At 33.5% G+C, this 13,137-nt stretch carries 9 protein-coding genes; 4 read left to right on the top strand and 5 right to left on the bottom strand.

Annotated elements, in window-relative coordinates; translation table 11 throughout:
* Positions 1 to 292: 292 nt before the first annotated feature.
* The 5 genes from PRVXT_RS01910 to PRVXT_RS01890 all read right to left on the bottom strand — a co-directional run bounded on the left by PRVXT_RS01910 (position 293) and on the right by PRVXT_RS01890 (position 6,723).
* Complete coding sequence (locus tag PRVXT_RS01910) at positions 293 to 2,437, bottom strand: TIM-barrel domain-containing protein (RefSeq protein ID WP_350344013.1); 2,145 nt, start codon at positions 2,435 to 2,437, stop codon at positions 293 to 295.
* Positions 2,438 to 2,827: 390 nt separating this feature from the next.
* Positions 2,828 to 3,358 (bottom strand): cysteine hydrolase family protein, encoded by a 531-nt coding sequence (locus PRVXT_RS01905; RefSeq protein WP_350344012.1) that lies wholly within the window; start codon positions 3,356 to 3,358, stop codon positions 2,828 to 2,830.
* Positions 3,359 to 3,375: 17 nt separating this feature from the next.
* Positions 3,376 to 4,860, bottom strand: coding sequence for a nicotinate phosphoribosyltransferase (locus tag PRVXT_RS01900; protein ID WP_434064316.1), 1,485 nt, complete (start codon positions 4,858 to 4,860; stop codon positions 3,376 to 3,378).
* A 63-nt stretch (positions 4,861 to 4,923) separates the two neighbouring features.
* Positions 4,924 to 6,492: an alpha/beta hydrolase gene (locus tag PRVXT_RS01895; RefSeq protein ID WP_350344011.1), complete on the bottom strand. Its 1,569-nt coding sequence runs from the start codon at positions 6,490 to 6,492 to the stop codon at positions 4,924 to 4,926.
* A 66-nt stretch (positions 6,493 to 6,558) separates the two neighbouring features.
* Positions 6,559 to 6,723 (bottom strand): hypothetical protein, encoded by a 165-nt coding sequence (locus tag PRVXT_RS01890; RefSeq protein WP_350344010.1) that lies wholly within the window; start codon positions 6,721 to 6,723, stop codon positions 6,559 to 6,561.
* A 566-nt stretch (positions 6,724 to 7,289) separates the two neighbouring features.
* Here PRVXT_RS01890 and PRVXT_RS01885 point away from each other — a divergent pair.
* The 4 genes from PRVXT_RS01885 (at position 7,290) to hypD (ending at position 13,107) form a co-directional block, all read left to right on the top strand.
* Positions 7,290 to 7,880 (top strand): helix-turn-helix domain-containing protein, encoded by a 591-nt coding sequence (locus PRVXT_RS01885; RefSeq protein ID WP_350344009.1) that lies wholly within the window; start codon positions 7,290 to 7,292, stop codon positions 7,878 to 7,880.
* Between the two features lie 552 nt (positions 7,881 to 8,432).
* Entirely contained in the window at positions 8,433 to 9,635 is a 1,203-nt protein-coding gene (locus PRVXT_RS01880; protein ID WP_350344008.1) for a CD0519/CD1768 family membrane protein, read from the top strand.
* 183 nt (positions 9,636 to 9,818) lie between these two features.
* Positions 9,819 to 10,727, top strand: coding sequence for a glycyl-radical enzyme activating protein (locus PRVXT_RS01875; protein ID WP_350345086.1), 909 nt, complete (start codon positions 9,819 to 9,821; stop codon positions 10,725 to 10,727).
* Positions 10,728 to 10,731: 4 nt separating this feature from the next.
* A complete protein-coding gene (gene hypD / locus PRVXT_RS01870) occupies positions 10,732 to 13,107 on the top strand; it encodes a trans-4-hydroxy-L-proline dehydratase (RefSeq protein ID WP_350344007.1) in 2,376 nt (791 codons plus the stop codon).
* Positions 13,108 to 13,137 lie beyond the last annotated feature (30 nt).

Here is a 13,137-nt window from a genome sequence, read left to right as displayed (position 1 = left end):
TAAACATTTAGGTAGTCATAGAATAAAAACTACTACAACTCCATAACAAGGCTGCCTCAAATTTTTAGAGCAAATTTGAGGCAGCCTTGTTAGTATTTTGGGGGGATAAATAATCTATGTAATTAAGTATTTAAAGTTATATCAGTTTTTTGATAGTTGAATATTATATTTATACCTTACTACTTTAGTGCTAATAAGGGCTGGTCATCCATGGTTCTCAAAGATTAAAATAGTCCTTTCTCCTTTACTTTTTTATCTCTGAGACAAAATAAAGTAATAGATAAACACCATCCTATAACTTAATTGTTTTCTTTATAACTTTATTATCTGAGTTAACAATGGTAAACTCAGCTTCTTTAATAAACGGGTTTGTATTTTTTACCTCTATCATATAATCCTGGCTAGTTTTTGCAACCTTAATTTTGGTATTGTATACCTTGCCCTTTTTATAATCATAGGAAACTCCATCATCATCGTATAAATTATACTCTGCCCTTGCATTAACATAAGCCAATACTTTTAGTTTTTGTTGACTTAGTGATTTAACATTCATAGCAGACGCTACGTGGGGGAGAATAGAGTCTTCCCTAAGGTAAAACTTAAACTCAGAAAGCTTGTAGTTAAAATAATGTATCCCACTATCTTTTACCTCTAGCCTTTCATTCCCCTCATCAAAAGTTACTTCTGCCATTTTTTCTGGAAGATAAACAAACCTACCTTTGTGGTTAGCTTTATAAACCGGTGCTATCATAAGCTCTTCACCTAAAAACAGCTGGTCCTCCGCCTCTTTAGCCAAATCTTCATCATACTCAAAAGATAGCGGTCTAAACATTAGCTTAAAATTATTTACAGACTTCATATATTCTGAGTATATATAGGGAAGCAACCTATATCTGGCTTCAATTATTTTTTTACACTCTTTTGTCACCTTTTCGCCAAACGCGTAAGGCTCTTGGTTTTGAGTTCCAATAGCCGAATGATTTCTTAAAAGTGGAGTAAATACACTAAACTGCAACCACCTAACTAGCATCTCCCCATAGCTATCATTGCCAAACCCTCCGGTGTCTGCTCCTGTGTAAAAGAAACCACACATGTTTAAAGAAGGCATATTTTTGATGTTTTGATCTAAATGAGACCAAAAAGAGTAATTATCTCCAGTCCAAATTCCTCCATATCGGTGCATCCCTATACTTGATGCTCTGGAGATTAACAAAAACCTCTTGTCCTTTAATAAACTACTTAAACCAAAATTAGCGGACTTTGTCATATAGTAGCCATAAAGATTGTGTACTTCATCATTGCTGATATTTTGATTACCAACTTGATGATAGAATCTTTGATAATACTCATCTTTATTAGCGATGTTTTCAAATTTATCTTTAGCTGCAAAAAATGAAAACGCATCCATATCCTTATCTTTTGACTCTACCGCCAAATCTAGAGCATCTTTAATGGACTTTTCATCATAAAAGATAGATGGTTCGTTCATATCATTCCATACACCTTCGATGCCAGCATCTGTAAGAACCTTATATTTTAATCCAAACCATCTTTGGGTATCTTCCTTAAAAAAATCAGGGAAATGAACATCTCCCGGCCAGACAGCAGCTACATAAGGCTTACCATCCTCATCCTTACAAAAATGCTCTCCCTCAATTCCTTCTTCATAAACATCATAACCTTTTTCAACTTTAACCCCAGCATCTATTATAGGAATTAGATAAGTACCGTCCTTTTTTAAGCTTGCCACTAAATTCTTAAAACCCTCAAACCTTTCTGTTGAAATAGAAAAAACCTTGAACCTTTCCATATAATCAAGATCTAAATAAATCCCCTCTAGAGGGATTCCCTTTTCTTTAAAGCTGTTATGAACCTCTAAAATCTCTTCTTTATTTTTGTATCCCCAACGGCTTTGAAAATATCCAAACCCCCACTTGGGAGGAATGTAAGCTTTGCCAATAATCTTCAAAAAATTAGTGGTTATATCTTCTAAGCTCTTTCCCTCTATTACATATAAACAAAAATCTCGACCAGATATTTGGATGCTAAATTTATCTAATTGAGAAAATCCAACATCATACTTTATACGCGAGGGAAAATCAATAAAATAACCACGATTTTCTTCACCAGAAATAATAAAAAAATTATGGGCGCCATAAAGTGCTCTTTTCTCATCTGTATGGCTGGGCTCATCTGTACAATATGATTCATACCTTCTACCCCTCTTGTTGATACCACCCAAATTTCCTCCCAAACCATAAACCATATCATCTGGCTGAAGTTTTATGTCAAACCGACATTTCCCGTTTTCAAACTTAGGTTTAATTATTTCATCAACGCCTTGTTTCTCAACCTTTCTCCCCTGCACTATATTGGTTTCCATGGGCTGTCCATATCTATAAACCTTTACATTATCATTCATCAAATAACTTTTCATACTCCACCTCCGGTTTAAAAATTTATCTTTTATGTACCTTTTGTATAAAGATAATTTTTTCTTGCAAACATTTTCTCACTTAATACCCTTAATATAGCATTTCATTTGTTTTTGTAAAGTGTAAAAACTTTAGGTTTAGGCTTTATATTTACTAAACTTTAAACTAAAATCTTCATGAAAATTTAAAGAATCGTCCCTTTTTAAAATCTGGACTTAAGGGAACTCTATTATTCCAAAAAAGGAGATTTATGTGTTTTAAATTGGATAAATAGTGGTCACCTTATAACCATGAAATAATACAGATTTCTTTTTCCTAGACTTTAAACAAAAAAATTACTTAAAGTAATTCGTTTATAAGTGTATATATATAAATAGAGCCTAAGCCTGGGCTTAAGCTCTATTTATCACCTTAACTTGAATACTTTCCATAATATCTAATGCTTCCTCGTTGAGCTTTTCGTCATTACTTGCGGTACAAGATGCATCTACCAATACAAGTGACTCAGGCAATGCAGTTTTTGCTAGTACTGCATTGGAAAGAACACAAATATTAGATACAACCCCCACAAGTTCAACGCTATCGTAGTTGTTTTTAGCAAGATAGTTTAAAAGCTCTGTAGAACCAAAACTATTCTTTTCAAAACTCACATCTGTTTTTAAATACCTTTCTGCTACTTTGCCATATAAGTTCCAACCATCACTTCCTTTAATACAGTGGGGAATTGGAAGATTTCTTCCTTCTTGGGTTGTCAAATAATCTTCATTATGGGTATCAAAAGTAAAGGCTACTTCATCACCATTTTTCCTATACAAGTCAATTTTTTCAGCAATAGTATCCTCAAGCTCTACCGCCTTGCTAAATCCAAGAGGCCCCTTTACAAAATCATTTTGATAATCTATAACCAAAAGTATCTTTTTCATAGTACCACACTCCTTTTTTATTTATCACCTAGATTAATACCATTGTTGTTATTTTCTGAGTTTCCTTTTTGTTGTTTAAGAAGCTCTTGTTTTACATCCCATAATTTTTCAGATAAATTAACATAATATATATGGGGATTTTCAAAACGCTTTACCTCATCCCATAATAGAGAGACCTGCTCTTTACAATACCTTTTTATCTCATGAACAGTAGGTGAATTATAAACTTTAACCCCATCTTTAAAAATGGGTACTAACAGTTCTTTTGCAGTATAATTGCGTAAAACCTTTCCTTTCCACACTACATTTGGATCAAAAAGCTTCAAACTTTTACTTTCATCAATGGTTTCATCATGCACACAAATATAATCTGCCACTGCCTCATTAGTGTTTTTATCAAATAATCTATATGCCTTTTTAAAATGAGGATTAGTGATTTTAGTTACATTATCACTTAATTTAATTTTTGGCGTTATATTCCCAGCTTCATCTTCTATGGCAACCAGTTTATATACACCCCCAAAAACTGGCGAACTTTTTGAAGTGATAAGCCTTTCACCTACCCCAAAAGCATCTACTTTAGCACCCTGTACCAATAAAGATTGAATAATGTGTTCATCTAAGGAGTTTGAGGCAATTATTTTACAGTTTTTTAGCCCTGCATCATCTAACATTTTCCTTGCTTTTTTTGATAAGTAGGCTATATCCCCTGAGTCAAGTCGAATATTAAAATTTGTTATCCCCTTTGGAATAAGAACTTCTTTAAAAACCTTTATAGCATTAGGAACCCCACTCCTTAAGGTGTCGTATGTATCGACCAACAAAGTGGTATCCTCAGGGTATATTTCACAATACGTCTTAAAAGCTTCATACTCACTATCAAACATTTGAACCCATGAATGTGCCATTGTTCCACCTGCTGGAACTCCATAAATTTGCTCAGAAACAGCACAAGCGGTTCCACTGCATCCACCGATGTAAGCAGCTCTGGCACCTAAGATAGCTCCGTCGGCACCTTGAGCTCTACGGGATCCAAATTCAAAAACAGCTCGTCCATTAGCAGCTCTTACTATTCGATTTGCTTTAGTGGCAATCAAGGATTGATGGTTTAAAGCTAAAAGGGTGAATGTTTCTATTAATTGAGCTTCAATTATAGGAGCTCTTATTGTAAGAATAGGTTCATTTGGAAAAATTGGAGTGCCTTCAGGAACCCCATAAACATCACCACTAAACTTGAAGTTAGCCAGATACTCTAAAAAACCCTCGTCAAATATTTTTTTAGAACGTAAAAACTCAATATCATATTTTGTAAATCTCAAAGCTTCTATATAATCAATAAACTGCTCAAGGCCAGCAGCAATAGCAAAACCTCCGTTATCAGGTGTACTTCTATAAAACATGTCAAAGTATGCCTTTTTTTTATGCAACCCTTTCTTAAAGTAACCATTACTCATGGTTAGCTCATAAAAATCACATACCATAGCAAAGTTAGGTTTATTAATTCTACTCACTTACTTCACTCCTCTCCCTTTGAATAACTGTCCTCAAATCTTAATTAAAAAAATTTATTCTATCATTTCGCTTATTTTTTCTGAAACAACTTTATGTTGTTCTTTTCTTGTAATAGTGCTTTTTTCATCACCCTTTTGCAAACCATAATATCCAAAGTTTGAGTGATTCCCCCCTTCTATTTCTACATATACCGTATGTTGAGGTAAAAGTGATTTAGTTTGTTCATATTTGTCCCTGTCAATAATACTATCTAAGCTGGCATTTATGGATAATACATCTATTTCAAAACCTGAAAGATCACTTCTATCACTGGGATAAGCCCCGAGAAAAAAAATGCCTTCTATGTTTTCTGAATTATTTTTTGCATAAATAGACGCAGTGGCTCCACCTAAAGAGTGGCCGCCTATATACCAGTCGTTACCATCTTCATATTCCCCATGTATTTTGTCAAAACTACTAGCATTTAAGATTGAAAGATTTAAAGGCATTCTAGGAATAAAAACCCTCACCCCCTGTTCTGAAAGCATTTGCCCTAAAACAGCATAAGCTTGTGGCTGAACTAAACCACCTTGATAAAATACCAGGTTAGCTATAGCTTCATCTTCTGGGTTAAAAACAATTGTCCGATCCTGTACTGTTACATTGGGGCTTTCCTTAGCTTTTACAGCCTCATCCATTGCTTTATAAGTTCTAAAGCTAATAAATACCGTAGAAACTACCACTAGTAGTATAAGAATAACAAAAAATGCCCTTAATTTTTTCCCTATGTAGGCCATTACCATACTCAATATAATTATCGATAAAATAACTGTTAATATTATTGGTACATATTTTCCACCAAAATCATATGGGGAAGTATGCTTGAACAAAATCCCAAAGTAGGCCCAAATAATGACGCCACCGTAAACTAAGTCTTTATTTAAAAATATAGTCAAACTCCCAATCATCAATCCCACTATCAGTATGATTACCGTCCATGTAACATCAGATAGCCCAAACCCACTCCAGTTGATGCTAACTAGATACGTGGTTATATTAGCTATAGTGGCAACTGTAATCCATCCAAAGTAAATGCTAAAAGGAGCTCTAATAAATAACTTGTCTCGAGAATATAATTTAAATCTTTTTAATATGTATTGAATTTTAATAAGACTTAAGAGAATTGCAATCATTAAAAATAAACTGACTGCTATTTTAAAATTATGCCACGCAAAAATCCATAAGATGTTTGCCAAAGAAGAAATTATAAAATAGGGAGCTATTTCTTGAAATATCCTCTCATTTATCAGCTGCCTTCGAAATAAACCAAACTGGTACAGTACGTATGCTCCTAAAAGCAAATATATAACTGCCCAGATTCCAAAAGTAAAGCCTGCTGGAGCAAAAAAATTGGGATAGCTATCCGAAACTTCCCCAGTAGTCACCCCGCCAATAGGTATAATATTCGCTAAGGCGTTTGTTGTTATAACCCCTAAATAAGCAATAACCACAAAAATTTTGTAGGCTGTTTTTTTCCTAGTAAACAAAGTAAAACCTCCCTTAAATCCTTTTTTAATTTTATTGACGCCCGCTTTATCCACTAACCCTTTTTTGTTTTTTTCTAAGCTATCTAGACCTATCATTTAAATGCCGTTACTCTTTGTGAAACACTACCCCTCTCAAAACAAAAAGCAAAATAAGTTGATTTGCTATGCCAAGTTATCTTGGGGCAATAGTGCAATATTATAATTAGTTATACCAATGGCACAGACAGGCCATTTATCAGCCCAAATAAACACTCTCCTCACCTTAGTTAATATTCTTTTATTTATTATTGGTGTACTTATTATTGGTTTTAACATTGTTACAACCATCTATTTCTATTAATAATACAATTATACAGCAAAAAAGGTATAATTTCCTTAATTTCTAAGGAGTTATACCTTTTCATAGCTATTATTTTGTTTTAGATAGCACCATCACCTTCAATAGTAATGTTTAACGCATTTCAATATCGTAGACTCCCGTAATTAATATATGATTTTTAGAAATTATAATGTATAATATTCTGTAGATCTTAATTGACGATTTAGAACAACGTTAAAAAAGCTCCTTAGTGTTTTTATGGATTTTTGTTTTTTTTGCTCATATTCAAAGTAAAGTCTAACTTTTAATTACATAACCCATTTTGTGAAAAAACGTGCGTTAAGTATATTGTGCTATAATAATTATATCAATGTGCGGAATACGAACTGCCCTTGCTTCGTAGCATAAATGACTCAAACATTTGCTTAGCTGCAACTTTAGGGTTGGATAGCTATAACTAACGTCTTTAACTTTAAAATTTATTGCTATAATAGTAAAAATTGAGAACAACTACTTAAATTGCCAACAAAGATTTACCCTTAAATCTTAAATAATCAGTTGGAAGGATGGTACAATGAAATTAGAAGTTCAAATTGGCAAACGTGTAAAGCTATTACGTCAAGAAAAGAAAATAACTCTTAAGGAGCTAAGTGGAAAAACCAATCTTTCAGTGGGATATTTGTCACAATTTGAAAGGGGAGTTAACACTATATCGATAGATGCACTGGCTAAAATAGCAGCTATTTTTGATGTTAATTTAACTTACTTTTTACCAGATCAACCTAAAAGAAGTTCAGTCATCTTAAAAAAACATGCTAGAGAAGTTTTGGATACTATAGGAAGTAAGTATGCTATAACAAATTTAAGTACAAACCACAGTGACTTAGCAGTTTATCCTAGAATTATCGAAATTTTACCTTCCTACAAAAAGGAAACATTGAAAACATATCAACATGAAGGCGAAGAATTTATTTATGTTCTAGAAGGTATTTTGACCTTCTTATATAAAGATGAAGTACACTATCTTTACCCTGGAGATACAGCACATTATCAATCCTCAACTCCTCATAATTGGGCTAATGATACCAATATGAATGTGAAGATAATATGCGTTTCTACGCCAAATTTATTCAATAAACTTGGTAAAAATGGTCAAAAAGTATAGAAGGTAATCAGACAAATTTTCAATGTGTAAATTAGCATAGTTTTTGCTTAATAATATGAAGGTTAGTACACTACTAAAGATTAAACAAAACAAGTTATGCTAAAGATAAAGAGGTTTTTCTTCTTTATCTTTTTTATTTGCGACTTATGTATTCAGAGAACATGGTTAAAAAAAACTTGTTACTTCTATAAGAACCACAGGTACAGCGATTAAATTTGTTATCAGTAATGTTTATAAAGATGTTTATCAAGACTAGCTTTACTAATAAGTACAGTGACGATTTAATAAATATTATATTTTCTCCCCAGAAATTCAGTTATAATATTGTATTTTAGCTACTTCAATTTCTAGGCTTAACCTACAGCTTCATAGTCGCTATTAGCAACTCATCCGCATTATAGTGATTTTCACGAACGTGAATTGATAGAAGTCTTATTTCATTTTAGTGAAAATATGCTTGACTACTTTTGCAGTAATGTAGTAATATTGGGTTTGAGAGGGTTTGAAATTTTTATGTGACTTTTTTAACATTACTGCAAAGGGGAGAAGATTATGGAAACAGAAAAGGTCAACAAAACTGAAGCGAATACAAATGTTGGGAAAAGTAACACAGAAAAGCAGCTAACTAAAAAAGCTATATCATTAGAAACATTTGTTGTACTAGGCTGCGTTTTACTTTTATTCGGATATTTAGGGAAAGTTATGGGGCTAGATATTGTTTTCAGCGTCATGATGAAAACTGGGCATGACGTGTTAATGAATACATCATTTTATATAATGGCGGTTGCTATACTTGCTGGTGCATTAGCAGCAATACTATCAGAGTTTGGTGTTGTTGCCTTAGTTAATAAATTAGTCTCACGTGTTATGCGTCCTTTATTTGGGTTGCCTGGTGCATCTGCTTTAGGTGCAGTAACTACCTATACTTCTGATAATCCTGCTATTTTGTCGCTAGCGGCAGATGAAGGTTTTAACCGGTATTTTACAAAAGCTGAAAAAGCAACTTATGCAAATTTAGGAACAACATTTGGAATGGGGTTAATAGTTACTGCTTATATGTTGAGTCTCGGAAGAGAGTATTTTTCAGCTGTTCTAATAGGCAACATAGCTGCAATTGTAGGGGGAATTGTGTCTGTAAGACTCATGTTATATTTTGCAAAAAAACATTATAAAGAAGATCGCAAATATAGAATAGATGAAAGTTCTGTGGAAGGACTTAATATCAGAAAGATTCGTCGTGGCTCCATGTTTGAAAGGCTTATGAGTTCAATGATGGATGGAGCTAAATCAGGCGTACAGTTAGGTTTGTCATGTGCCTCTGGTACAGTATTAATTTGTACGATGGTGATGATCCTAACTTTTGGGCCGGCTGGCGACAGTGGTGAGTATTTAGGTGTGGCATATGAAGGAGTTCAACTTTTACCAAGAATTGGCGAATATTTCTTACCTATTTCTAATTTGTTATGGGGCTTTGATGTTCCAGAACTACTAGCTTTCCCATTTACTGCCTTAGGTGCAGTTGGTAGTGCTATGGGATTAACTAGTGGATTTATAGATGCAGGCTTTGCCAGTGCTAGAACAGTTGCAACGTTTACTGGAATGGGCATCTGCTTAAGCGGTTTTTTGAGCACTCATATGGGTATGTTAGATACATTAAAACAAAATCATTTTGCTAAGCAAGCAATTTTATGTCATTTAGCTGGTGGTGCAGTTGCTGGCTGTGTAGCAAATTATTTGTACTTGCTTTTAATTTAATTATTACCAGTCTGTTAGTAAAATATAATTTTAATCCCTCTCTAAAGGAATCTTTAAAAGCACTTGACACGCTATTTGATAAAATTCTATACAATTTGCTCCTTCACTTTAACCTGGCTATGGTTTCCCCAATGGAAGTCGACTATGATACTCTGCCTTATTTCAGAAAGGGTGTGATTAACTATTACCAAACCAATAATACTTAAAATACAACGTTTTTCTATTCACGATGGCCCTGGAATTAGAAGTACAGTATTCTTTAAAGGGTGTGACCTATGGTGCAAATGGTGCCATAACCCAGAAAGCCAAAAATATCATAAAGAAATTCTGCGGTACGATGAACGCTGCAAAAAGTGTGGAATTTGTGTAGAAAAGTGTCCTCAAAACGCTATAGAAGAACAAAGTATAACTATAAATAAAAACTTGTGTATTGCTTGTGGACAATGCGTAGATTACTGCTTAAATGATGCTATTGAAATAGCTGGAAGGTACTATGAATTAGAAAAACTAAAGGACATCTTACAAAAAGATATAAATCTTTATGATGAATCTGGCGGGGGAGTAACATTATCTGGTGGAGAAGTTATGTCTCAAGACCTAGATTATCTAGTGTCACTATGTAAAATGCTCAAAAATAGAGGTATTAATATTTGTATTGATACATGTGGTTTAGCTCCTGCAAAATCTTTTAAAACTTTAGCACCATATGTCGATACGTTCTTATATGATCTAAAAACATTAAACTTTGAAAAGCATAAAGAATATATCGGAAATAGTCTAAACATTATTTTAGATAATCTAAAGCTAGTTAGCCAGTTTCCTGCTGATATTCATATTAGAATACCTGTAATCGATAACTTTAATAATAATACAAAAGAAATGGAAAATATAGCAGATTGGCTTATAGAAAACTGTATACCAGTTAGTTCTATTAGTTTACTTAAATACCATAATAAAGGGGTTGTTAAGTATGAGCGTCTTGGTAAAAAATATCAAGGAAATCTATTACAAACCCCAAGTACAAAAGATATAAAAACGATTGAAAAGCTTTTTAAGTTAAAAGGATTTCTTAATATCAAGATTGGAGGATGATCTGATGAAATCAAGAGGTATGAATGAAAGAATAAAAAAATTAAGACATGAAAGTGTTTCTACACAGCCTAGGATATATATGGAAAGAGCTAGCTTAATGACAGAAGCTTACATGAAATATGAGGGCTCAGTCTCAATACCTGAATTACGTGCTTTGGCATTTAAACATTTCATGGAGAATAAAACTATATGTATTAATGATCACGAACTAATTGTCGGTGAAAAGGGAGATGGCCCTCAAAAGACTCCAACATTTCCAGAACTTTGCTGTCATACCCTCGAAGATATGAAAATAATGAATGACCGAGAACTTATTTGTTTTAAAGTAAGTGAAGAAGACTTACAAAATCAAAAAGAAAAAATTATACCATATTGGAAAAAACGCTCGATACGTGAAAAAATATTAAGTTCTATGAGTAAAGAGTGGAAAGAATGTTATGCAGCAGGTATTTTCACTGAATTTATGGAACAAAGAGGGCCGGGGCATACAGTGGGCTCAACATCTATCTATGAAAAAGGTTTTTTAGACTATAAAAGAGAAATTAAAGATGCTCTAGACAAAATAGACTATATACACGACCCCGAAGCATTACAAAAAAAAGAACAGCTTACAGCTATGGACATTGCATGTGATGCAATTATAACACTAGGGCAAAGATATGCTAAGTTAGCTAGAGATTTAGCTGAAAAAGAAAATGACTCGAAGCGAAAAAAAGAACTTCTACAGATTGCCCATAATTGTGATGTCGTACCAGCCCATAAACCTAAAACTTATTGGCAAGCAATTCAAATGTATTGGTTTATTCATTTGGGAGTCACAACTGAGCTTAACCCGTGGGATGCTTTTAGCCCTGGTAGGTTAGACCAACATCTATATCCGTTTTACAAAAATGATATAAAAAATGGTTTATTAAATGAAGATAAAGCTTTAGAGCTTTTAGAATCGTTATGGATAAAGTTTAATAACCAACCAGCCCCACCTAAAGTGGGAGTCACTTTAAAAGAAAGTAGTACCTACACTGATTTTGCGACTATAACTTCAGGTGGTATTACACCTGACGGTAGAGACGGAGTCAATGATATTAGTTACCTTATTTTAAAATGTATGGATGAAATGAAACTGCTACAACCTAGTTCAAATGTACAAATTAGCAAAAAAACTCCAAACCACTTTTTAAAGAAAGCATGTGAGGTTTCCAGAAAAGGGTGGGGACAGCCTGCTTTTTTCAATACAGAAGCAATTATCCAAGAGTTGTTAAATGCTGGAAAGACAATTGAAGATGCAAGGCTTGGAGGAACTAGTGGTTGCGTAGAATCCGGTGTTTTTGGACATGAAGCATATATACTCACAGGGTACTTTAATTTGCCTAAAATTTTAGAAATAACTTTACACAATGGATTAGATCCGGTTTCTAACAAGCAGTTAGGCCTTAAGACTGGAAATGCTGAAGACTATAAAAACTATGCTCAACTCTTTAATGCCTATAAAAAGCAAATTGAACATTTCATTAATATTAAAGTCCAAGGCTCTAATATAATAGAGATGATCTATGCAAAATATATGCCTGTGCCATTTCTTTCTGTAATAATTAACGATTGCATTTCAAAAGGAAAGGATTATAATAATGGTGGCGCTCGTTATAACACTAGCTATATTCAAGGAGTTGGGATAGGTACCATTACTGACTCGCTAGCATCTATCAAATATAATGTTTATGATCATTCAAGGTTTACTATAAAAGAGTTAATGAAGGCCCTGAAAGATGATTTTGAAGGCCATGATTTTATCCTTAATAGAGTTAAAGATAAAACACCTAAATATGGTAATGATGATAATTATGCAGATGATATCATGGTAGAAACTTTTAATGCTTTTAAAAAATCTGTTAATGGTCGAAGAAACATGAAAGGTGGTCAGTATCGAATTAATATGCTACCTACAACATGCCATGTTTATTTTGGAGAGGTGATGCGAGCAAGTCCTAATGGAAGAAATGCTTACAAGCCATTATCTGAAGGGATTTCTCCAGAAAAGGGAGCAGATATTAACGGCCCATCAGCGGTGATCAATTCTGCATCTAAAATGGACCATTTAAGTACAGGAGGAACATTACTAAATCAAAAGTTTACTCCTTCGATAGTTGCTGGTGATGAAGGTTTAGAGCATATGTCTAACTTTATTCGCAGTTACTTCAATAAGGATGGACACCATATTCAATTTAATGTAATTGATCGCAAGACATTGATTGAGGCACAAAAAAATCCTGAAGAACATAAAGACTTAATAGTTAGGGTAGCTGGGTATAGTGACCATTTCAGAAACCTTAGCAAAACACTGCAAAATGAAATTATTGATAGAACAGAACAAACATTTGAATAAGCAATTTTAGTAATAAAGATACCTAAAGGA

It is taken from the genome of Proteinivorax tanatarense (assembly GCF_040267685.1).
In the GTDB taxonomy this organism is placed as follows: Bacteria; Bacillota; Proteinivoracia; order Proteinivoracales; family Proteinivoracaceae; genus Proteinivorax; species Proteinivorax tanatarense.
The sequence above is the reverse complement of the archived record's forward strand: the minus strand, read 5'-3'. Positions and strand labels throughout refer to the sequence as shown.